26 protein-coding genes and 1 riboswitch are annotated in these 21,224 nt (G+C 69.6%); of the genes, 24 read left to right on the forward strand and 2 right to left on the reverse strand.

Annotation, left to right across the window (positions count from 1 at the left end; genetic code table 11):
• Positions 1-3: 3 nt before the first annotated feature.
• The gene (locus AC07OQ_RS00180) at positions 4-852 is read right to left on the reverse strand and encodes a FliM/FliN family flagellar motor switch protein (protein ID WP_495051055.1); all 849 of its coding nucleotides are present in this window, start codon (positions 850-852) and stop codon (positions 4-6) included.
• 418 nt (positions 853-1,270) lie between these two features.
• Positions 1,271-1,367: riboswitch (cyclic di-GMP riboswitch) on the forward strand.
• Between the two features lie 623 nt (positions 1,368-1,990).
• Between AC07OQ_RS00180 and fliE the strand changes: the two genes are divergently transcribed.
• The 17 genes from fliE (at position 1,991) to flgJ (ending at position 15,412) form a co-directional block, all read left to right on the forward strand.
• Positions 1,991-2,335 carry a flagellar hook-basal body complex protein FliE gene (gene fliE / locus AC07OQ_RS00185; protein ID WP_495051056.1) on the forward strand — a complete coding sequence of 115 codons (345 nt, stop codon included), beginning with the start codon at positions 1,991-1,993 and terminating at the stop codon, positions 2,333-2,335.
• 13 nt (positions 2,336-2,348) lie between these two features.
• Complete coding sequence (fliF, locus tag AC07OQ_RS00190) at positions 2,349-4,028, forward strand: flagellar basal-body MS-ring/collar protein FliF (RefSeq protein WP_495051057.1); 1,680 nt, start codon at positions 2,349-2,351, stop codon at positions 4,026-4,028.
• Positions 4,021-5,058: a flagellar motor switch protein FliG gene (locus tag AC07OQ_RS00195; protein ID WP_495051058.1), complete on the forward strand. Its 1,038-nt coding sequence runs from the start codon at positions 4,021-4,023 to the stop codon at positions 5,056-5,058. The genes fliF and AC07OQ_RS00195 overlap by 8 nt, the downstream gene beginning before the upstream one ends.
• Positions 5,055-5,732 (forward strand): flagellar assembly protein FliH, encoded by a 678-nt coding sequence (gene fliH, locus AC07OQ_RS00200; protein ID WP_495051059.1) that lies wholly within the window; start codon positions 5,055-5,057, stop codon positions 5,730-5,732. The genes AC07OQ_RS00195 and fliH overlap by 4 nt, the downstream gene beginning before the upstream one ends.
• The gene (fliI, locus tag AC07OQ_RS00205) at positions 5,729-7,039 is read left to right on the forward strand and encodes a flagellar protein export ATPase FliI (protein ID WP_495051060.1); all 1,311 of its coding nucleotides are present in this window, start codon (positions 5,729-5,731) and stop codon (positions 7,037-7,039) included. The genes fliH and fliI overlap by 4 nt, the downstream gene beginning before the upstream one ends.
• Complete coding sequence (locus AC07OQ_RS00210) at positions 7,036-7,479, forward strand: flagellar FliJ family protein (RefSeq protein ID WP_495051061.1); 444 nt, start codon at positions 7,036-7,038, stop codon at positions 7,477-7,479. Before fliI ends, AC07OQ_RS00210 begins: the two co-directional genes overlap by 4 nt.
• A 75-nt stretch (positions 7,480-7,554) precedes the next feature.
• Complete coding sequence (gene fliD / locus AC07OQ_RS00215; RefSeq protein WP_495051062.1) at positions 7,555-8,916, forward strand: flagellar filament capping protein FliD; 1,362 nt, start codon at positions 7,555-7,557, stop codon at positions 8,914-8,916.
• Positions 8,917-8,926: 10 nt separating this feature from the next.
• Positions 8,927-9,313: a flagellar export chaperone FliS gene (fliS, locus tag AC07OQ_RS00220; protein WP_495051063.1), complete on the forward strand. Its 387-nt coding sequence runs from the start codon at positions 8,927-8,929 to the stop codon at positions 9,311-9,313.
• Positions 9,306-9,635 carry a flagellar protein FliT gene (gene fliT, locus AC07OQ_RS00225; RefSeq protein WP_495051064.1) on the forward strand — a complete coding sequence of 110 codons (330 nt, stop codon included), beginning with the start codon at positions 9,306-9,308 and terminating at the stop codon, positions 9,633-9,635. The genes fliS and fliT overlap by 8 nt, the downstream gene beginning before the upstream one ends.
• Before the next feature lie 50 nt (positions 9,636-9,685).
• Positions 9,686-10,762 carry a flagellar hook-length control protein FliK gene (locus tag AC07OQ_RS00230; RefSeq protein WP_495051065.1) on the forward strand — a complete coding sequence of 359 codons (1,077 nt, stop codon included), beginning with the start codon at positions 9,686-9,688 and terminating at the stop codon, positions 10,760-10,762.
• Positions 10,759-11,235, forward strand: a complete 477-nt coding sequence (locus AC07OQ_RS00235) for a flagellar basal body-associated FliL family protein (protein ID WP_495051066.1) — start codon at positions 10,759-10,761, stop codon at positions 11,233-11,235. The genes AC07OQ_RS00230 and AC07OQ_RS00235 overlap by 4 nt, the downstream gene beginning before the upstream one ends.
• Before the next feature lie 11 nt (positions 11,236-11,246).
• A complete protein-coding gene (locus tag AC07OQ_RS00240; protein WP_495051067.1) occupies positions 11,247-11,975 on the forward strand; it encodes a FliA/WhiG family RNA polymerase sigma factor in 729 nt (242 codons plus the stop codon).
• A 24-nt stretch (positions 11,976-11,999) separates the two neighbouring features.
• Positions 12,000-12,941: a flagellar motor stator protein MotA gene (gene motA / locus AC07OQ_RS00245; protein WP_495051068.1), complete on the forward strand. Its 942-nt coding sequence runs from the start codon at positions 12,000-12,002 to the stop codon at positions 12,939-12,941.
• Positions 12,931-13,926, forward strand: coding sequence for a flagellar motor protein MotB (locus AC07OQ_RS00250; protein ID WP_495051069.1), 996 nt, complete (start codon positions 12,931-12,933; stop codon positions 13,924-13,926). The genes motA and AC07OQ_RS00250 overlap by 11 nt, the downstream gene beginning before the upstream one ends.
• Before the next feature lie 34 nt (positions 13,927-13,960).
• Positions 13,961-14,251 (forward strand): flagellar biosynthesis anti-sigma factor FlgM, encoded by a 291-nt coding sequence (gene flgM / locus AC07OQ_RS00255; RefSeq protein ID WP_495051070.1) that lies wholly within the window; start codon positions 13,961-13,963, stop codon positions 14,249-14,251.
• Positions 14,248-14,709 (forward strand): flagellar export chaperone FlgN, encoded by a 462-nt coding sequence (flgN, locus tag AC07OQ_RS00260; RefSeq protein ID WP_495051071.1) that lies wholly within the window; start codon positions 14,248-14,250, stop codon positions 14,707-14,709. Before flgM ends, flgN begins: the two co-directional genes overlap by 4 nt.
• Entirely contained in the window at positions 14,696-15,412 is a 717-nt protein-coding gene (flgJ, locus tag AC07OQ_RS00265) for a flagellar assembly peptidoglycan hydrolase FlgJ (protein WP_495051072.1), read from the forward strand. The genes flgN and flgJ overlap by 14 nt, the downstream gene beginning before the upstream one ends.
• Positions 15,413-15,414: 2 nt before the next feature.
• On the opposite strand, the gene flgA is transcribed toward flgJ, so the two are convergent.
• The gene (gene flgA, locus AC07OQ_RS00270; protein ID WP_495051073.1) at positions 15,415-16,053 is read right to left on the reverse strand and encodes a flagellar basal body P-ring formation chaperone FlgA; all 639 of its coding nucleotides are present in this window, start codon (positions 16,051-16,053) and stop codon (positions 15,415-15,417) included.
• A gap of 55 nt (positions 16,054-16,108) precedes the next feature.
• Here flgA and flgB point away from each other — a divergent pair, with 55 nt between their 5' ends.
• From flgB to flgH, 7 genes are all read left to right on the forward strand, one after another.
• The gene (gene flgB, locus AC07OQ_RS00275) at positions 16,109-16,474 is read left to right on the forward strand and encodes a flagellar basal body rod protein FlgB (RefSeq protein WP_495051074.1); all 366 of its coding nucleotides are present in this window, start codon (positions 16,109-16,111) and stop codon (positions 16,472-16,474) included.
• A gap of 12 nt (positions 16,475-16,486) precedes the next feature.
• Positions 16,487-16,909 carry a flagellar basal body rod protein FlgC gene (gene flgC / locus AC07OQ_RS00280; RefSeq protein ID WP_495051075.1) on the forward strand — a complete coding sequence of 141 codons (423 nt, stop codon included), beginning with the start codon at positions 16,487-16,489 and terminating at the stop codon, positions 16,907-16,909.
• Between the two features lie 19 nt (positions 16,910-16,928).
• Complete coding sequence (locus tag AC07OQ_RS00285; RefSeq protein ID WP_495051076.1) at positions 16,929-17,585, forward strand: flagellar hook capping FlgD N-terminal domain-containing protein; 657 nt, start codon at positions 16,929-16,931, stop codon at positions 17,583-17,585.
• A 26-nt stretch (positions 17,586-17,611) separates the two neighbouring features.
• Entirely contained in the window at positions 17,612-18,820 is a 1,209-nt protein-coding gene (locus tag AC07OQ_RS00290; protein ID WP_495051077.1) for a flagellar hook protein FlgE, read from the forward strand.
• 121 nt (positions 18,821-18,941) lie between these two features.
• On the forward strand, positions 18,942-19,682 hold the full coding sequence (locus AC07OQ_RS00295) for a flagellar basal body rod protein FlgF (protein WP_495051078.1): 741 nt from the start codon (positions 18,942-18,944) through the stop codon (positions 19,680-19,682).
• 33 nt (positions 19,683-19,715) lie between these two features.
• Complete coding sequence (gene flgG / locus AC07OQ_RS00300; RefSeq protein ID WP_495051079.1) at positions 19,716-20,495, forward strand: flagellar basal-body rod protein FlgG; 780 nt, start codon at positions 19,716-19,718, stop codon at positions 20,493-20,495.
• Entirely contained in the window at positions 20,495-21,160 is a 666-nt protein-coding gene (gene flgH / locus AC07OQ_RS00305) for a flagellar basal body L-ring protein FlgH (protein ID WP_495051080.1), read from the forward strand. The genes flgG and flgH overlap by 1 nt, the downstream gene beginning before the upstream one ends.
• Positions 21,161-21,224: the final 64 nt, after the last annotated feature.

Genomic DNA, 21,224 nt, shown 5'->3' on the forward strand with positions numbered 1-21,224 from the left:
ATGTCAGTCGGCGTCCGCAAAGGAGGTCAGGCACAGCTTGCCCTGGTGTTCGGCCACCGAGGCCGTGAAAAGGCGCGAGCCGTCGACCAGCACCTCGGTCGCCTTCAGGCGCACCGGCACCAGATCGCCGGGCCGCAGCGCCAGCAGCTCGCCCAGCGGCAGGGTCTGCTCCAGCAGACGGGCCTCCAGCTTCAGGCCGAGCCGGCGTTCCAGCTGGTGGGCGTCCGTTGCGCTGCGCGGGCTGCGATCCGGCAGTTCCTCGGCCAGGCGCTTCAGCAGGCGGTCGATATAGGCGGGCTCCAGCGCCAGCAGCATCTCGCTGTCCAACTCGCATCCGGCTTCGCGCACCGGCACTCGCACGATCCAGCTGCCGGCGGCCAGCCGGGGCTGCTGGCTGGGCTGCAGCTCCGGCGCCTCGGTGTTGTCGATGGCCTGCATGCAGCCTTCCAGCAGTTGGCGGCACAGCAGCGCCTGCAGGCGCTCCTCGGTGGCGGTTTCCGGCACGGCGGCATCGGCGCCGGATTCGGCCGCGCCGTAGCGGTGCGCCATCAGGCTCAGCACCAGGCCGCGCTCGACCCAGCAGGCCACGCGGCCCTGCGGACCCAGGCCGACCAGCCAGCGGCCGGTGTTCTGCGCGAGGCTGCCCGGCTTGATGCTGATCTCGCCGAGCTGGTACTGGGCGCGGTAGCGGCGGTTGTGCTGGCGGAACTGCTCGCCGAGCGCTTCGCCCAGCTGTCTTGCGAAGCGCGGCAGCAGATGCACGGGACGGCCCAGGGTGCGCGGATCCAGCGGCGCATGGTGGCCGCCGTCGCGGTCCGCGGACCTGGAGGGACGTTGATCGGAGGCGGTCATCGGCGTGGGTTTGCGCAGGTTTGGCTAAATAGATAGCCGTTTGCCAGGAGGCGGCGCGCGGCGGGCGTGGCTTATTGAAAGCCGCTCGCATTTTATGGAGCCTTGGATACTCTCTTGATATTCGAGATGCCATGCCGGCGGCGCGCACGGTAAAAAATCACAGGGCCCGAATTTAAGTCGACTCGGATCAGGGTCGCCTTGCTTGCGTGGGACCGGTCTATATACCCCGCCTGTACCTCGGCAGTGGGGTGGCGACCATTCATATGGCTGCAATATGACGCCGGCGTCTGTGCGGCGCAAAAATAGCGATCTGTCGATCCTTCGTCCGGATCCGCGTGTACAAAGTCACGCGGATCCGGACTGCTTTATTGCACCGCCGCAAAAATTCTTGTCCGGCTGTTTGTACCCCGTTACAGTTTGCTCATCAGGGCACACCCGAACGAAAGTCGGGGTCGCAAAGCCTCCGGTCTACCATCCACGGGACTTCCCGGGATCACGATAGCGGGGTTGCCAGACCTGAGTCTGCCGAGTCCGCGTGCTGCGTGGGCTCAGGGTGAACTCTCGCCTGCCGGGCTGCTCCCGCAGCCTGTTGCGACCTGCTGGCTTTCGCCAGGGCTTGCCGCCGATCGACCCCTTGGTGTGACGCGACCATGAGCAAGCCGAACAGTCTCTCCTCCTTCCCCGATGTCCCCGCCGCGATGTCGTGCCCCACGTCCGGCGCGCGGGCTCCGTTCGCGCCATCGGTCCGGGCGCAGCGCGCACAAATGGTCGATCGGCAACTCATGTGAATAAGGTGTCGGCAGATCGCGCTTTATTGCTGGGGCGTGCGGCTGACGATACAGGCAAGGAAATAAAAACCGGCGCCGCGGGCGTATGTTCTGATTGAATTTCATATTCAATTAATGAATAGCAATGAGACTCGCGCGAAATTGAAAATGGGTCCGCGATCAAAGGGGGTATCGATGTCGGGATTCATCTCGAAGTAGTTTCAAGTGTCACCGCTTCATGCTGGTTTCGCCCCGCGGTGAAACAGCCGGCGAAAACCAAAAAATCCCGAAACAAAAATATGCTCTGCGAATGGGCAGGGAATTGCTCCGCCCTCGATCGGTGCATTTCCGGTAACGCGAAGGACTCGAATATGGCCGTCTCCGGCACCGTCTCGCCACAGCTCAGTACCGGCGCCCTGCAGGCCGAACTGGCGCGCCTGGAGCAGGATGCGCTGCGCCTGGCCGCGAGCGCGTCCGAGCCTCGGCCCGAGGGCGTGCGCGGCTTCGCCGACAGCATGGCCCAGGCCCTGCGCGGCATCGATGCCAAGGATCAGGACGCCGCGGCCCGCATGGGCGCGGTCGAGGCCGGCGAGAGCGACGACCTGGTGGGGGCCATGCTCGCCAGCCAGGAAGCCAGCCTGTCCTTCTCGATGCTGATGCAGGTCCGCAACAAGGTGGTCGGCGCGGTGGACGAACTGATCAAGCTGCAGCTCTGAGGCCCGGAACACCATGCTGAAAGCCCTGACGACCCGCCTGGGTCCCGCCTGGAGCAATCGACCGGCCCTGCCGAGCGGCCTGCTGCGCAGCCTTGCGCCGCTGCTGGGCCTGGCGCTGGCCGGCACCGCCCTCGCCCTGATGCTGATGTGGCGCGACCAGGCCGGCTACAAGCCGGTGTTCGGCCAGCGCGAGCGCGTGGCCACGGCCGAGATGCTGGCCGTGCTGGACGGCGAGCAGATCGCCTACCGCCTGCATCCCGACACCGGCCAGGTGCTGGTGCCCGAGGGCCAGCTGGGCCGCGTGCGCATGCTGCTGGCGGCCAAGGGCGTGGTCGCCAAGCTGCCGGCCGGCCTGGAGCTGATGGACCGCAACGACCCGCTGGGGGTCAGCCAGTTCGTGCAGGACGTGCGCTTTCGCCGCGGCCTGGAGGGCGAGCTGGCGCAGAGCATGATGAGCCTGGATGCGGTCGATGCGGCGCGCGTGCATCTGTCGATCGCCAAGTCCTCGTCCTTCGTGCTGAGCGATGGCCAGAAGAGTTCGGCTTCCGTAGTGCTGACCCTGAAGCCGGGCCGCAGCCTGTCCAACGAACAGATCGCCGCTGCCATCAACCTGGTGGCCGGCAGCGTGGCCAGCCTGGAGCCAACGCGCATCAGCCTGGTCGACCAGTCGGGCAATCTGCTGTCGGCGCGCGTCGACCTCAGCGAGGGTTTCGAGGCCAATCAGGGCGGCGACGCCGCCAAGCGTTACCAGGACGAGGTGCGCCGCAATGTGCGCGACCTGCTGGCGCCGGTGCTGGGCGAGGCCAACTACCGCGTCTCGGTCACCGCCGAGGTGGACAACGACCGCGTGCAGGAGACCCGCGAGCAGTACGGCGATGCGCCCAAGCTGACCAACGAGGCCATGCGCGAGGAGCAGGACCGCGAACGCATCGCGCTGGGCATCCCCGGCTCGCTGAGCAACCGCCCGGTCAACGCGCCTGATGCCGCCGCTTCGGCGCCGGCCGATGCCGCGGCCAATGCCAGCACCGCGCGCAAGAACGCGGCCACGCGCCAGTACGCCTACGACCGCAGCATCACCCAGGTGAAGAAGAGCCGGGGCCGCCTGGCTCGCCTATCGGTGGCCGTGGTGCTGAACAACGCGGCCGCCCCCGGTGGCGCCACCGCCTGGACGCCCGACGACCTGGGCAAGGTCGAGCGCCTGCTGAGCATGGGCCTGGGCGTCAATGCGGAGCGCGGCGACAAGCTGGTCGTCTCGACGCTGAGCTTCCCCAGGCCGGCCGCGCCCGAGCCCTGGTACCAGCAGCGCGACCAACTGCTCGACATCGGCGGCTGGGTCGGCTATGCGCTGGCCGCGCTGCTGGGCTATCTGCTGCTGGCCCGTCCGCTGCTGCGCGTGGCGCAGCAGGCCGTGGCGCCACGCGCTCCGCTGACGCCGCTGGAACCGGTAGCGATGCCAGCGAACCCGGGTGGCTCCGCGGCGCTACCGGTCGAACTTCCGGCGCCTGCCGCCGGTCTGCCTGCGCCGGTTGCCGAGCGACCCATGCCCGTCGTGCCGCTGCTGGAGAACTACGAATTGCCGCCCCCCGGCTCGCCGGTGGATGTCCTGGTCGACCACCTGAAGATCCTCGCGTCCAAGGAGCCCGAACGCGTGGCCGAGGTGGTGAAGCAATGGGTGCAGAAGAAAAATGCCTGATCACAACATTGCCGCCGACTTCATTCCCGCCACCAGCGCGGCCGGCCTGACACCGGTCGAGCGCGCGGCCATCGTGCTTCTGAGCATGGGTGAGGAGCCCGCTGCGGCGGTGCTGCGTTGCCTGTCGCGCGAGGAGCTGCTGGACGTGACCCAGGTGATGTCGCGCATGAGCGGCATCAAGGTCGACTGGGTCAAGACCGCGCTGCAGGGCTTCTTCGACGACTACCGCGAGCAGAGTGGCGTGCACGGCGCCTCGCGCAGCTATCTGAAGCGCTCGCTGGATCTGGCGCTGGGCGGCGACATCGCCAACAGCGTGCTGAACAATATCTACGGCGACGCCATCCGTCCCAAGATGCAGCGTCTGCAATGGGCTTCGCCGAAATGGCTGGCCGACCATATCGCCGACGAGCATGTGCGCATGCAGGCGGTGTTCCTGGCCTTTCTGCCGCCGGCCCTGGCCGGCGACGTGATCGCGGCCCTGCCCGAGGCCGGCCGCGACCTGGTGCTGCTGAACGTGGCGCGTCTCTCCGAGGTGGATGCCGAGCTGCTGCAGGAGCTGGAGCAGCTGGTGGAACGCTGCCTGGCCGGATTGGGCCAGCAGGGCGCCAGCGTCGAGGGCGTGCGCCAGGCGGCCGAGATCCTGAATCGCCTGCCGGGCCAGCGCCTGCAGATGGTCGAGCTCTTGCGCGCGCATGACCCCGAGGTGGTCAGCGAGATCGAGGTCAGCATGTACGACTTCTTCATCCTGTCGCGCCAGAGCGAGGCGGTGCTGACCCGCATCATCGAGGAGGTGCCGCTGGAGCTGTGGGCCGTGGCGCTGAAGGGCGCCGAGGCCCAAGTGCGCGATGCCATCCTGGCCGCGATGCCACGCCGTCAAGCGCAGAGCTTCGAGGATCTGATCCGCCGCAGCGGCCCGATGCCGCTGTCGCGCGCCGAGCAGGCCCGCAACGAGGTGATGGCCCAGGTCAAGGCCCTGGTCGATGCCGGCGAGATCCAGGTGCAGCTGTTCGCGGAGGCCACGGTCGAATGAAGCCCGTGCTGCGTCCGCATCGCTTCCCGCCGCTGGCCCAGCTGAACGCGGCCCGCGAGCTCGCGACGAGCTCGCCGGCCCAGCTGCAGGAAGCGCTGGCCCAGGGCTTCCAGGAGGGCCTGGCCAAGGGTTACGAGGAAGGTCATGCCAGCGGCCTGCAGTCGGGCGCGGATGCGGCCCAGGCCGCCGGGCGCGAGCAGGGCCGCGAACTGGGGCGGCGCGAGATGCAAGAGCGCTTCGGCGTGCTGGCCCGGCCGGTCGATGCGCTGCTGGGCGAGCTGCGCCAGCTGCAGGCCGACTACCAGTCGGCGCTGCGCAAGGAAGTGGTCGAGCTGGTCGAGAAGGTGGCCCGCCAGGTGATCCGCGCCGAGCTGACCCTGCAGCCCACCCAGCTGCTGGCTCTGGTCGACGAGACCCTGGCCAGCATGCCGGTGCGCCGCGAGGGCGTCGAGGTGTTCCTGAATCCCGAGGATCTGCGCCGCCTGCAGGACCTGGCGCCCGAGCGCGCCCTGGCCTGGACCCTGATGCCCGACGCCGGCCTCGAAAGCGGTGAATGCCGGCTGCTGGCCGGCGGCCGCGAGGCCGATGCCGGCTGCCGCCAGCGCTTGGAGGCCTGCATGAGCCAGGTCAAGGCCCAGGTGCTGGATCATGCCGGCGGGGAGGGCGCGCGATGATCGCCGCCGCACTGCGCAAGGTCGAGCTGGGCGAGGTGCCGGTGGCCACCCCCACCGGCCGCCTGGTCGGCGCCTCCGGCCTGCTGCTGGAAAGCGTCGGCTGCCCGCTGCGCACCGGCCAGCGCTGCATGATCGAGGGCGCCGACGGCGCCTGGACCGCGGCCCAGGTGGTGGGTTTCCGCGATCAGGTGTCCTACCTGATGCCCTTCAAGAAGCCCGAGGGCCTGGCCACCGGCGCGCGCGTGCTGCCGGCGCCGGAGAGCCGCCTGCCGATGATCGGCCCGGCCTGGCTGGGCCGCATCGTCAACGGCCTGGGCGAGCCGATCGACGGCCTGGGCCGCCTCACCGGCGAGCATGCGCTGCCGAGCCAGCCGCCCAAGGTCAATCCGCTGAAGAAGACCCCGGTGCACGAGCCGCTGGACGTGGGCGTGCGCGCGATCAACGGCATGCTGACCCTGGGCCGTGGCCAGCGCGTCGGCCTGATGGCCGGCTCGGGCGTGGGCAAGAGCGTGCTCTTGGGCCTGATCACCCGCCAGACCGTGGCCGACGTGGTGGTCGTGGGCCTGATCGGCGAGCGCGGCCGCGAGGTGCGCGAGTTCATCGACCTCTCGCTGGGCGAGGCCGGGCTGAAGCGCGCCGTGGTGGTGCTGGCGCCGGCCGACGAGTCGCCGCTGATGCGCATGCGCGCCACCGAGCTGTGCCATACCATCGCGGCGCATTATCGGGACCAGGGCCAGCATGTGCTGCTGCTGGTCGACTCGCTGACCCGCTATGCGATGGCCAAGCGCGAGGTGGCGCTGGCCCTGGGCGAACCGCCGGCCACGCGCGGCTACCCGCCCTCGGTGTTCTCGGTGCTGCCCGAGCTGGTCGAGAGCGCCGGCAACGGCGAGCATGCGCAAGGCAGCATGAGCGCGATCTATACCGTGCTGGCCGAGGGCGACGACCAGCAGGATCCGGTGGTCGACACCGCCCGTGCCATCCTGGACGGCCATATCGTGCTGTCGCGCGCGCTGGCCGAGCGCGGCCACTATCCCGCGATCGACATCGCCCAGTCGATCAGCCGCTGCATGGCCCTGGTGGCCGCCAAGCCGCATCAACAGGCGGCGCGTCAGCTCAAGCAGCTGGCGGCGCGCTACGAGCAGGTGCGCGAGCTGCTGCCGCTGGGCGCCTATGTGCCCGGCGCCGATCCGCTGACCGATCGCGCGGTCGCGCTGTTCCCGCGCATCGAGGCCTTTCTGCACCAGGGCGTCAACGAGGCCGCGCCGCTGGCCGAGACCCTGGCCAAGCTCGAGGAGCTGCTGGCATGAGCCAACAACAGCTGCAACGCAGCCTGCAGCGCCTGATGGGCCTGCGCGAGCGCGAGCTGGAACGCCACCAGGCCCAACTGGCCGCCAAGGAGCAGCTGCGCGCCCGCTATGTCTCGACCGTCGAGCGCCTGGAGCAGCTGAACGCCCAGATCGGCCCGACCGGCGCGGCCCTGCCCAGCCTGGCCGCCAACAGCGCCGAATACAAGCAGGCGGTGCTGCAATGGGCCGAGCAGCAGCGCCAGGACCTGGCCCTGCACGAGGCCGACATGGCGGCGCAGCGCCAGTCGATGCTGGCGGTGGCGCGCAAGCAGGAGGCCTTCGGCCAGTTGCTGGGGCGCGTCGATGCCCGCCTGCTGGCCGCGCGCGGCCGCCTGGAGCAGAAGCAGCAAGACGATCTGGCCGGCCAGGTCTGGCAGCGCGGCCAGGGGGAACCCGCATGAGGCCGTTTAAGCCCGCGCGCCGCGCCGTCGCCCTTGCCCAAGGTAGTCCCACCGACAACCTTGCAGGAGCTTGCCATGGCTAGCATCGACCCGACCACCCTGGCCACCAATCTGGCCACCGCCTACACCCAGTCCGCCCGGACGCTGCTGGCCTCGCAGACCAAGAGCAGCCAGGCCACCGCGACCGCGCTGAGCAAGCTGCAGTCCGCGCTGAAGGCCTTCGATGCCGCGCTGGACGGCCTGTCGGACAAGAAGAGCCTGCAGCAGCTGACGGCCGCCTTTGGCAACAGCGCCACCGGCAGCGCCGTGGCCAGCGCCAGCGCGCTGCCGGGCAGCTACCAGATCTTCGTCGAGAAGCTGGCCAGCTCGCACCAGGTGGCCTACAACGACCTGCCCGCCGTGCCGGCCTGGCCCAGCGGCCCGGTCAACATGACCCTGCGCCTGGACAATGGCAGCAATTTCGTGGTCGACCTGTCGAACGCCGACGGCGACGGCGACGGCACGCTGTCCCAGGTCGAGCTGGCGCGCGCGATCAACCAGGCCTCGGGCAACGGCGGCCTGGTGAGCGCCCAGGTCGTCAGCGGCGGCGGCCAGAGCCAGCTGACCCTGAGCTCGGGCGTCAGCGGCGAGGGCGGCAAGATCACGCTGGACACCAGCAGCCTGCCGGCCGGCGCGCTGCGCACCGCGCTCGAAGACCCCAGCAAGCAGGTCGAGCTGAAAGCGGCCCAGGATGCAGTGGTCTGGATGGGGGCACAAGGCACCGGCCTGCAGATCAAGCAGGGCAGCAACGAGTTGACCGCCATTCCCGGCGTCACCGTGACGCTGAAGGGCCTGAGCAGCGGCACGCCCGATACGCTGACCGTCACCAAGGACGACAGCGCCACCACGGCCAATGTGAAGAGCTTCGTCGAGGCCTACAACACGCTGGAGAAGGCGCTCGACGAGCTGACCGCGGTGGGCAAGGACGGCGCCGCCTCGGCGGCCTTCGCCACGGATGCCGGCGTGCGCTCGTTGCGCAGCCGCCTGAACAACATCCTGCGCCAGGACTTCGGTGGCATGACCCTGCGCGACCTCGGCATCAGCGCCGACCGCGGTGGCCAGCTGAGCCTGGACAGCACCCGCCTGAACAAGACCCTGGCTGCCAAGCCGGATGCGCTGGACACCGTGTTCGGCAGCAGCTCGAGCAGCGCGCCCAAGGGCGTGATGGGCGCCTTCGCCGGCCTGCTGGAGCAGTGGACCAACAGCAGCTCGGGCCAGATCCAGCAGCGCCAGGCCTCGGTGCAGGCCGCGCAGAAGGCGCTCGGTGCCCGCCAGACCCGTCTCGATGCGCAGTACGAAACCATGTACCAGCGCTACCTCAAGCAGTTCACCGCGCTGCAGGAAGTGCAGTCGCGCATGAGCGATACCAGCAGCCTGCTCAGTTCGCTGAGCACCTAGCCCCCACACGATGACTTACGACGCCTACCAAAGCTACCAAGCCGTCAATCTCAAGGCCCAGACCGCCCAAGCCTCGCCGGTGCAGCTGGTGCTGGTGCTGATGGACGGCCTGCTCGATGAACTGGCCCGCGCTCGCGGCCACATCGAGGCCCGCCGCTACGAGCTCAAGGCCGCCAGCCTGGAAAAAAGCGTCGCCATCATCAACGGCCTGTCCAGCGCCCTGGACATGGAGGCCGGCGGCGAGGTCGTGCAGAACCTCGCCCGCCTCTATGACTACTGTGCCGAGCGCCTCTACCGCGCCGGCATCGACCTCGACGTCGGCATCGTCGACGAGGTCGTGACCCTGCTCTCCAATATCCGCACCGGCTGGGCCGGCGTGCAGGCCCGTCATGGATAAGCTGATGCAGCTGCGCCAGCTGACCCAGGGCTTGCGCGAAGCCGGCCGCGGCCGCGACTGGGCCGCGTTGTCGCGCCTGGATGCCGAGCTGGCCGCCATGCTGCGCCGCTGGCCGGCGCCGGTGCAGCTGAACGAGGCCGAGCGCCAGGCCCTGCAGGGCCTGAAGCAGGCCCATGCCCAGTCGCGCGAACTGTGCGCCGCCGAACTCGCCAGCCTGACCCAGACGCTGCAGAGCATGCGCCAGGGGCGCGAGCGCTGGAGCGCCTATGCCGAAAGCGCCGGCTGGTCCGATTCCGCCCATGATCCGGAGGTCCGCGCATGAACGGCGGCACGCTTTTGAACAGGCCCGCGGCGGGCAATCAGCCGCTCGCCATGCCTGCTGTCGTCGGCGCCTTGGCCGAATCGCGCATCGGCCAGGCACGCGGCTTCTTTGCCGATGCCCTGCTGGTCGAGCAAGGCGCCACGCCGCCTCAAGACCCGTTCGTGGCAGCCGAGGCTCGGATGCCGGACGCCCTGGTCGACAGGGCAGCGGCCGAATCGGATGCAGCCGCCGGTGACCTGCCGACGGCCGACACCGCCACGCCGATCGATCCGCAAAGCACCTATGCGATGGCGGCACTGGGCCTGCTGCAGGCCTTGGTGGCGCCATCACAGCCGCAGCAACTGCTGCGGTCGCCGGGTGCCCAGACCGTCGCGCCAGACCTGTCGGGCGCGCTGCCGGTGGCAGACGAGGCGCTGGCCATCGTCGCGCCGCCGGGCCGGGCCGAGACCCGGCCCGCGGATGCGCCAGCCGCGCCCGCAGTCCAGGCCGTCGTGGTCGACCCGAACCAGGCGGCGGCCGACCCGATCGTCGCCGCTGCCGCCCCGGCCGGCCTCCAGCCGCCACTCGCCGCACCGGAGCCCGCTACCAGCGCCACCAGCGCCGGCGTCGGCATGGATGCCGGCCGCGACGCCGGCCTGGCCCTGAAGGGCGAACCACGCCAATGGCAGCAACCGCTGCTGCAGGCCCTGGGCGACCGCCTGCAACTGCAGATCTCCGCGCGCAGCGAGCAAGCCGTGATCCGCCTCGATCCGCCGCTGCTGGGCCGGGTCGAGATCGCGATCCGCCAGCAGGCCGGCGAGCTGCAGGTGCGCATCGCCGCCAGCCATGGCGAGGTGGCGCGCCAGGTCCAGCAGGTCAGCGAGCAGCTGCGCCAGGACCTGGTGCAGCGCCACAGCGGCGAGGTCAGCGTGCAGGTGCTGCAGCCGGCCTCGGCCGGCCGCGAAAGCGACGCGCGCGGCGCCCCGCGCGACGCCCAGCAGCAACAGGCCCAGCAACAGGCCCAGGAGCAAGCCCAGGAGCAGCGCGAACAGCAGCAACGCCGCCCCGGCCGCGCGCTGGGCGATGCGGACCCGGCCGCTTTCGTCTCCACCTTCACGGCCGCCACGACCCGAGAGCCCTCACGATGAAGAAGAACATCAAACTGATCCTGGTGATCGCCCTGGTCGGCCTGCTGGCGGCGGCCGGCGCCGGCGCCGCCGTCTGGTGGAAGCTGGGAGGCGCCGCCGACGAGCGGACCAAGGCGGCGGATGCCGCCAAGGCCGAGACCGCCAAGCCCGCGCCCGACTACAAGTACGTCACCTTGGACAAGGTGCTGGTGATGCTGCGCGGCAATACCGGGGCTGCCGTCTCGCATTACATGGCCGTGGACGTGGTCTTCAAGGCCCTGCCCGAGCAGGAGAAGCGCGCCAAGGAACACCTGCCGCTGCTGCGCACGGTGGCCGTGACGGCCCTGTCTGCCTACACGGTGGAGGCGGCCCAGGCGATGACGGTGCCGCAGTTCGCCGCGGTGCTGAACAAGGCCTACCGCGACAGCTACGCAGCCGAGCGGCGCGAGCCGCCGTTCGCCGAGGCCCTGATCGGCAAGCTGATCATCGAGTGAGCGCAGCCGCGATGTTCGCCCCCTCCGCCGCCACGGCCTATGCCGAGTTCGCCCAGCCCCGACCGGGAGAACTGGGGCCGGACTTCGAGCAGGCCCAGCTGCGCCAGTACACGCCGCTGGTCAAGCGCATCGTGCGCCAGCTCAAGACCCAGGCCAGCGCGGTGATGGACCGGGAGGACATGGAGCAGATCGGCCTGATGGGCCTGCTGGAGGCGTTGCGCCGCTACGGCCGGCCCGACGAGGCCTTCGGCGCCTTTGCGGCGTTGCGCGTGCGCGGCGCCATCCTCGACGAGCTGCGCCGCCAGGACTGGCGCCCGCGCTCGGTACGCCAGGACAGCCACAAGCTGCGCGACGCCTTGCGCGCGCTGACCCGCAAGCTCGGCCATGAGCCCAGCGAGGCCGAGATCCTGCAGCACCTGAAGATCACGCCGCAGGCCTACCAGGCCTTCCAGCAGGACGAGGTGGCCGAGGAGCTGGCCAGCTTCGACGAGCTGGTGGCCGAGCTGAGCAACCTGCCCAGCGACAGCCGCACGCCCGAGGCCCAGCTGATGGTCACGCGCTCGATCGCCCAGGCCCTGACCAGCCTGGACGAGCGCGAGCAGCGGGTGATCCAGCTCTATTACGAATTCGACGCCAGCCTCAAGGAGATCGCCGCCGTGCTCGATCTCACCGAGGCGCGCGTCTCGCAGATCAACAAGGGTGCGCTCGGGAAGATGAAAGCCTTCCTGCAGCAGGCCTGATGCCCGAAGGAAAGAAGTAAAGCCATGCAGCCGTTCATTGGAATCGTCATCGTGCTGGGTTGCGTCTTCGGCGGCTTCATGCTGCACGGCGGGAGCTTCAAGGTGATCTGGCAGCCGGTCGAGCTGCTGATCATCCTGGGCGCTGGCCTGGGTGCCATCGTATTGGGCAACCCCAAGCATGTGCTGTCGGAGATGGTGCTGCAGCTCAGGAAGGTGGTGGGTCGCAAGAAGCCCGGCGAGGAATTCCAGCGCCAGCTGCTGCTCTTGATGTACGAGCTGCTGCAGACCGCGGCCGGCGGCCTGAAGGCGCTGGACGCCCATGTCGAGGCGCCGCACGAGAGCGTGCTGTTCAAGCGTTACCCGCTGATCCTGGAAGAGCCCAAGCTGCTGCACTTCATCGTCGACAACTTCCGCCTGATGGCGATGGGCAAGATCAATGCGCATGAGCTCGAGGGCGTGCTGGAGCAGGAGCTGGAAGCCATCCACGAGGAGATGAGCCAGCCGGCTCGTTCGCTGGGCAAGATCGCCGAGGCGATGCCGGGCTTCGGCATCCTGGCCGCGGTGCTGGGCATCGTGATGGCGATGAGCTCGGTGGCCGATGGCGCCGGCACCTCCGAGATCGCCGTGATGGTGGCGGCCGCGATGGTGGGAACCTTCATCGGCATCTTCTTCTGCTACGCGCTGTTCGACCCGCTGGCCAACATGATGAAGCAGCTGGTCAACGAGGAGCTGGCCGCGCTGGAGTCGGTCAAGGTCGTGCTGGTCACCCATGTCTCGGGCAAGCCGCCGCTGCTGGCCATCGACGCCGGCCGCCGCCTGGTGCAGCTCAATATCAAGCCCAGCTTCGCGCTGCTGGAAAGCTGGATCGACAAGATGCAGAACCCCGGCGATGCCGACGCCACGCCGCGCCGCCGCGCCACCGACCGCATGCCCGGCGAACGCGGGGGAGAGCGCCGTGCCGCCTAACAAAGGGGACGGTCATCAGACCGTCGTCAAGCGCGTCTCGCGCCGGCACGAGGAGGAAAGCCATGGCGGCGCCTGGAAGGTGGCGTTCGCCGACTTCTGTCTGGCCCTGCTGTGCCTGTTCCTGGTGCTGTGGCTGCTGGCCTCGCGCAACTCGGAGCGCATGCAGGTGGTCTTGAAGAGCGCCGGCGCGAATCTGCTGGAGGACGGCAACGGCCTGACCAGTTCGCTGGCCTCGGGCTCGCGCGGCAGCATGATCGAGCGGCACCCGGTGCCGGCCCATGGCGAGACACGCGCCGAAGGGGCTTCGCGCTACAGCAGCAATGCGCGCAGCGACGACGGCCCGGCCTCGCCCGGGCGGACCAGCTACGAGAGCCCGGCCGCGCTGCAGGCGCTGGCGCGCCAGATCGAGCGCGTCAGTGCCGAGGAAGGGCTGGGCGGCAATCTGAAGAGCGCCGTCACGCCGCAGGGTCTGCGCGTGATGCTGCACGACACCGACTCGAGCGGCATGTTCGAACGCGGCAGCGCCGTGCCCTCGGCGCGCTTCCGCGCGCTGCTGCGCAAGCTGGGGCCGGTGTTTGCGCGGATGCAGAACCAGCTGCTGATCGTCGGCCACACCGACGCCTCGCAGTACAGCGACCGCGGTCCGGCGGCCTTCTCCAACTGGGCGCTGTCCACGCATCGCGCGATGGCCGCGCGCTTCCATCTGCTGGAGGGCGGCATGCCCGAGCACAGCGTGCTGCAGGTCTCGGGCATGGCCGACAGTGCACCGCTGGACCCGGGCGACACGCAGGCCGCGGTGAACCGCCGCATCGAGCTGATGATCCTGACCGGCCGCCAGTCCAGCCAGATGGCGGCCATGTTCGGTGCGCCGCGCCAGAGCGTGACGCTGGGCGCGGCGGGCGAGAGCTTGGGCGCCCTGAGCGCCGAGGCCCCCGAGGCCGCACGCGAGCTGCGCCGCGCCCTGCCCATGGCCGGCAAGGAGTGAAGCGGCCATGCGAACCAAAGGAAGAGGTGATCGAATGAAAATCGTGGGTCAGAACGGCCAGGCCGTCGAAAAATCGCTCGCCAAGACCGACGAGCTCGCGATCGCCAAGACGGCCTCGGCCGCCCCCGCCGTGCTCGGCACCGACGCCGCCGCGGCACTGGAATCGAGCGTGCTGCAGCCGGCCAAGACCGCGCTGGACGCCATGCCCGAGATCGACCAGGCCAAGGTGGCGGCGCTGCGCGAGGCCCTGGCGCGCGGCGAGATCAGTTTCGATGCGAATCGCCTGGCCCAGCTGATCCAGCGCTTCCACGGAGGCCGGGGATGAGCGCCGTCCGGCCGAGCAGCCGCGCGCCCGAGGTGCTGGCCACGCTGCTGCGCGAGCTGCATGCCGACCGTTCGGCCTATGCCCGCCTGCGCGAACTGCTGGAAGCTCAGTTCCAGGCCGCGCTGCGCCACCGGAGCGAGGTGCTGGCAGGGCTGGCCGAGGACATCGTGGCCCTGGTCGAGCAGTTGGACGGGCGCAGCCGCCAGCGCGGCAGCACGCTCAAGCAGCTGCTCGGCAACGGCCCGGACAGGGGCGCCGAACCCAGCATGAGCGCGCTGCTGCAGCGCCTGCCCGCGGCCGTGGCCCAGACCCTGGGTACGGCCTGGCTGGCGCTGGAGCAGCAGGTGCGCGAATGCAAGGCGCTGAACCAGCGCAACTGCCATCTGATCACCGAGCAGCATGCGCTGATGCAGCGCGTGCTGGGCGTCGAGGAGGTTTATCTCTATGCTGAACGCTGATTTCAGGATCGGCGCCGGCGGCTTTCCCGCGCTGCCCGCGTCGCGCGCGGTGGGCGGGCAGGGCGGCCAGGGCGACGGCATGCCCGCGAGTTTCGGCAGCCTCTACCGCCAGCTGAATGCCGAGGTCGGCCGCTTCATCGAGCAGGGCAGCCCGTCCGGCGCCGGGCTCAGCCCCGAGGGCCTGGCGCGCCGCCTGCAAGCTGCGCCGGCCAGCGCCGATGCGACGGCCGAAGCGCTGGACGCGCAGCAGCAGGCCTGGCTGCGCCAGATTGCCCCGCAGGCCGAGGCTGCCGGCCGCCAGCTGGGCGTGGCGCCCGATGTGCTGGCCGCGCAGGCCGCGCTGGAATCCGGCTGGGGCCAGCGCCCGATCCGCCGCGAGGACGGCAGCGACAGCCACAACCTGTTCGCGCTGAAGGCCGGCGCCGGCTGGCGCGGCGAGGTGGCCGAGACCGCTACGACCGAATACGAGCAGGGCGTGGCCGTCAGGAAGCGCGCGGGCTTCCGCAGCTATGCCAGCCGCGACGCCGCCTTTCAGGATTTCACCCGGCTGCTGCTGAACAGCCCGCGCTACCAGGACGCGCTGCAGACCGGCAGCGATGCTCGGGCCTATGGCCTGGCGCTGCAGAAGGGCGGCTACGCGACCGACCCGGCCTATGCCGGCAAGCTGGCCCAGGTGGCCGCTCAAATAAGGGGAGCCCGCTGATGTCAGCGCGTCGAGGGCTCCACCAGGCCAGCCTCCAGCACGCGGGCCATGATGACGCGGCCGCTGCCGCTGTTGCGCACCTTGATGACGGTGTCGCGCGCACCGGCTTCCAGCGCCTCGCCGGCGCCCTGCACCTCGATGCCGTCGACGCGCGCCAGAATGCGCACGCGGTCACCGCGGCGTATCAGCTGGGCGGGCAGCAGCTGGCGCTTCTGCAGCAGCTGGCCGGCGCGCAGGCTGCTGCGCGGGGCCTGGCCCAGCACCTCGTCCAGCCGCGCCAGCGCATCGCTGGCCTGGCTGATGTCGCGGCGCTGCAGCTCCACATCGTCGTCGACCAGAGCGCGGCCGCTGGGCAGGTTCTGGCGCGCCACCAGCACCTCGGCGCTGAGGCTGGCGCGCAGCACGAAGCTCTGCGCGGGCAGCGCGGGACTGCCGGGGCAGCGCGCCATCAGGCGCAGCCGCGACAGGCTGCGCGCGTCCTGCAGCGTGACCTCCCAGCCGCCGGGGCAGGGCGGGGCGGGCTTGGCCGCCGGGAGGGGAGCGAGTTGCAGCTCGGGCGCCACCCAGCCCTCGCGGTCGGCCATCTCGAGCACGGCGCGGCGCGCCGTCTCGGCCACCTCGGCCTCCAGGCCAGCGGCCATGCCCCACAACGGCAGACAAAGGCCGACCCACAACAGATTTCTCGGAGAGCGAAGCATGAGCATTGATTTCAGCAAGGCCATGGGCCAGCACACCGACGCCCTGCGCCTGCGCGCCGAGCGCACCAAGGTGCTGGCCTCGAATATTGCGAACGAAAACACGCCCGGCTACCAGGCACGAGACCTGGATTTTGCCGCGACCTTGCGCCAGGCCGGCGTGGACGGCGCCGACGGGCTGCTGCTGGACACCGAGGCGGGCGATTTGCAGTACCGCGTGCCCTTCCACGCGGCCCAGGACGGCAACACGGTCGAGCTGGGCGTCGAGCAGGCCGCCTTCGCGCAGAACGCCGCGGATTTCAACACCAGCCTGACCTTCCTGAACATGAAGCTCAAGGGCCTGGCCAAGGCCATCAACGGACAGTAAGGAGCCCAAGTCATGTCCTTCAAGCAGATTGCCCAGATCGCCGGATCGGCCATGTCGGCCCAGACCGTGCGCCTGAACACCATCGCCAGCAACCTGGCCAACGCGCAGTCGGCCAGCGGCAGCGAGGCCGAGACCTACCGCGCCCGCAAGCCGGTGTTCGCCGCGCTGGCCGCCAAGGAGGGCTTGGGCGAGCAGCAGCTGGCCGGCGCCCGCGTGCAGGTGCTGGACGTGGTGCAGAGCGAGGAGCCGCTGCGCAAGGTCTACGAGCCCGAGCACCCGCTGGCCAACGAGAACGGCGAGGTCTTTTACCCCAATGTCAACCCGGTCGCGGAGATGACCGACATGCTGTCGGCCTCGCGTGCCTTCGAGAGCAATGTCGAGGTGCTGGGCCGCATCAAGTCCATGCAGGCCGCGCTGCTGCGCCTGGGCGAATGAGCAGGAAGGAAGCGAACCCATGAGTACCGTCAGCGACGTCAGCAACAGCAGCAGCAGTGGTGCGGCCGGCCAGGCCATCAATGCCAACGGCAGCATCTCCAATATGTTCACCACCCTGCTGGTGGCCCAGATCAAGAACCAGGACCCGCTGTCGCCCAGCGACCCCAGCCAGTTCGTCAGCCAGCTGACCCAGCTGAGCCAGATGGAGGCGCTGCAGTCGCTGTCCACCCAGGGCGCCAGCAACGCCAGCATGCTGTCCAGCCTGCAGATGCTGAGCCTCGGAGCCCAGGTCGGCTCCACGGTGCAGGCCCAGGTCGAGCAGCTGCAGCTGGGCGCCGACAAGGTCGAGACCCGCTTCACGCTGGACGCCAGCGCGGCCCAGGCCAGCCTGGTGCTGACCGCGGCCGACGGCAGCGAGAAGCGCGTCGAGCTCGGCGCGCGCGGCATCGGCAGCCACAGCTACACGCTGGACCCGGCGGCGCTGGGCCTGGCGAGCGGCAGCTACCAGGTGCGCATCGAGAACGAGAGCAAGCAGGCCTCGCCGCTCGAGATCGTGGCCCAGCTGAGCAATGTGCGGCTGACCGGCGACGGCGGCGCGATGCTGAGCCTGGGCTCCTTCGGTGAGGTCAGCCCCGGCGCCATCACCCAGTTCAAGGGCCGTCCGGCCACCACCTGATCGATCAACCTACCGAGGTACAGACCATGTCTTTTGAAATCGCACGTTCCGGCATCAATGCGGTCAGCGGCGCCCTGGAGGCGATCAGCAACAATATCGCCAACTCCGGCACCTTTGGCTTCAAGTCCAGCCGCGCCAACTTCTCGGCCATGTATGCCGGCAGCCAGGCCAATGGCGCCGAGGTGTCCTCGGTCTCGCAAAGCCTCGAAAAGACCGGCGGCCTGCTGAACACCGGCCGCGGCATGGACGCGATGATCCAGGGCCGCGGCTTCTTCGCGGTCAAGGACAGCGGCGGCCAGCAGGTCTTCACCCGCGTCGGCATCTTCAATGTCGACAAGGACGGCTTCGTGGTCGATGCCCAGGGCCGCAAGGTGCAGGGCTATGCCGCGGTGCTGGACGCCAACGGCCGCCCGGTGCCCGGCGCCGGCCTCGGCGCTTTAGGCGACCTGCAGCTGCAGACCGGCCAGATCGGCGCCCAGGCCAGCGACGAGCTGGACTTCAACGGCAATCTGTCCTCCGACTGGACCGTGCCGAGCACCGCAACCTTCGACCCGACCGATCCGACCTCGTTCAACAGCTCGGTCACCTCGGTGGTCTACGACTCGCTGGGCAACAAGCACAGCGTCACCCAGTACTTCGTCAAGACCGGCGCCAACACGATCAACGCCCGCTACACGGTGGACGGCGCGCTGCAGGCCGCCCCGCTCACCACGCTGAGCTTCAACGCCCAGGGCCAGCTGACCGCCGTGCCCGCCACCACGCTGAACGTGGCGCTGAGCAACGGCGCGGCGCCGCTGGCCTTCGACATCGACTACACCGGCACCACGCAGTTCGCCGGCGACACCACGACCTTGACCAACGCCGCCAACGGCAATGCCGCGGGCGTGATGACCGGCACCAGCATCGCCGCCGACGGCAGCATCGTCGCGACCTACAGCAACGGCGACAAGCAGACCGTCGGCACCCTGGCCATGGTCACCTTCGCCAACGAGGGCGCGCTGACGGCCATCAGCGATACCAGCTGGGAGGCCAATATCGCCAGCGGCGCGGCGCTGTACTCGCGCCCCGGCTCGGCCACCACCTCGGAGCTGAGCACCGGCGCGGTCGAGCAGTCCAACGTGGACATGACCGGCGAGCTGGTCAACCTGATGTCGGCCCAGCGCAACTACCAGGCCAACACCAAGGTCATCTCGGCCGAGAACGAGATGATGCAGAACCTGATGCAGGCCGTGTAAAGGACCACCCCCTACGGCCTGCGGCCGCCCCCTCAAAGGGGGCACGTCCGGCGGACCGGCAGAGCCGGATCCGCGGCCGTTGCTGGGCAAGACCGGCGCCGCGCGAGATGGAGAGTATTGAATGGATGCATTGATCTACACCGTGATGAGCGGCGCCGAGCGGGTGCTGCGCGCCCAGCAGGTGCATGCCAACAACCTGGCCAACGTCGAGACGGCGGGTTTCCGCGCCAATATCGAGCGGTCGAATGCCCGTCAGGTGGAGGGCTACGGCTATGCCGCGCGGCACCTGAACCAGCTGTCCAGCGAGACGGTCAGCGGCAAGGAGGGCACGCAGCGCGAGACCGGCCGCGAGCTGGACGTGGCGATCCAGGGCGCGGGCCTGTTTGCGGTGCAGGTCCAGGGGCAGGGTGACGCGCAGGGCGAGGCCTATACCCGCGGCGGCAACTTCACGCTCGATGCCGAGGGCAATCTGCTGCTCGGCAAGCGCGCCGTGCTGGGCGAGGGCGGTGCCATCACGCTGCCGCCGCACAGCAAGGTGGAGATCACGGCCGACGGCGTGATCTCGGTGCAGACGCCCGGCGCCCAGGAGCTGCAGCAGGTCGACCGGCTCAAGCTGGTCAGGCCCGAGTTCGCCCAGTTGCGCAAGAACGAGGAAGGCCTGCTGGTGGCCCGCGACGGCCAGCCGCTGGCCTCCGATGCCGGCGTCAAGGTGGGCAGCGGCCGGCTGGAGTCCAGCAACGTCTCCGCGGTGGAGGAGATGGTCACGACCATGAGCCTGGCCCGCGACTTCGAGATGCAGATGAAGCTCTTCAAGGCGGCCGACGGCATGGCCGATGCGGGCAACCGCCTCATCCGCGAGTAAATCTTCCGCGCAAGCGACGGACAAGGAGAATCTATGAATCCCGCAATGTGGATCAGCAAGACCGGTGTGCAGGCGCAGGACGCCAAGCTGCAGGCCATCGCCAACAACCTGGCCAACGTCAACACCGTCGGCTTCAAGCGCGATCGCGTGATGTTCGAGGACCTGTTCTACCAGGTCGAGCGCCAGCCCGGCGCCCAGGGCGAGGATGGCGCCGCGGCGCCGGCCGGCGTGCAGCTGGGCAACGGCACGCGCCTGGTGGGCACGCAGAAGGTCTTCACCAACGGCAGCCTGCAGACCACCGGTCAAAGCATGGACGTGGCCATCATCGGCCAGGGCTTTCTGCAGGTCGAAGGCCCCAACGGCCGCCCGGCCTACACCCGCGCCGGCCAGCTCCAGGTCAACTCGGAAGGCCGCCTGACCAATGCGCAGGGCCTGCGCCTGCAGCCCGAGATCACCGTGCCGGCCGGCGCCACGCTGACGATCTCCGAGAACGGCACGATCACGGCCACCGTGAACGGCACGCCCAACGAGCTGGGGCAACTGCGCCTGAGCAACTTCACCAACCCGACCGGCCTGCTGGCCCTGGGTGACAACCTCTATCAGGAGACCACCGCCAGCGGCGCGCCCACCGAAGGGCTGCCCGGTGCCGACGGCCTGGGCAAGGTCAAGCAGGGCGCGCTGGAAGGCTCGAATGTGCAGGTGGTCGAGGAGATGGTCGACATGATCGCCGCCCAGCGCACCTACGAGATGAACACCAAGGTGCTGTCGGCCGCCGACTCGATGCTGCAGTACCTGTCGCAGGCCGTGCGCTGATGAAGGCCGCGCTGCCCCCCCTGCTGCTGCTCGCGCTGCTGGGCGGCTGCGCGGCCATCCAGCCGCCGGCGCCCGAGCCCGCGGCCCTGCCGCAGGCCGGCGATGCGCAGGCGCGCCAGGCCGGCCAGATCGCCGGCCGGCCGCGCGGCGGCGGCGTCTACCTGGGCGGCCGCGCCACCAGCCTGACCGCCGACACCCGGGCTTTCCGCCCCGGCGACGTGCTGACGGTGATGCTGGCCGAGACCACGCAGGCCAGCAAGAGCGCCGGCACCCAGCTCGGCAAGCAGAGCAGCGCCGGCCTGAGCGCCGCGCTGCGCGACAAGTCCACCGATGCCTCGCTGGGCATGCAGCGCGACTTCAACGGCAGCGCTTCCAGCAGCCAGCAGAACACCCTGCAGGGCGCCATCACCGTGGTGGTGCAGGACGTGCTGCCCAACGGCCTGCTGAAGGTGGTCGGCGAGAAGAGTCTGTGGATCAACCAGGGCGAGGAGCTGATCCGCCTGGGCGGCTATGTGCGCCCGGCCGATGTCGACAGCGACAACCGCGTGTCCTCGCAGCGCGTCGCCAACGCCCGCATCAGCTACAGCGGCCAGGGCGACCTGGCCAGCGCCAACACGCCGGGCTGGCTGACGCGCATGTTCAACAGCCCGCTGGCGCCTTTCTAGGCCCACCCCCCTACGGCCTGCGGCCGCCCCCTCGAGGGGGCAGGTCCGTAGGACCGGCGAAGCC

The organism is Roseateles sp. GW821-FHT09B06 (assembly GCF_059418245.1).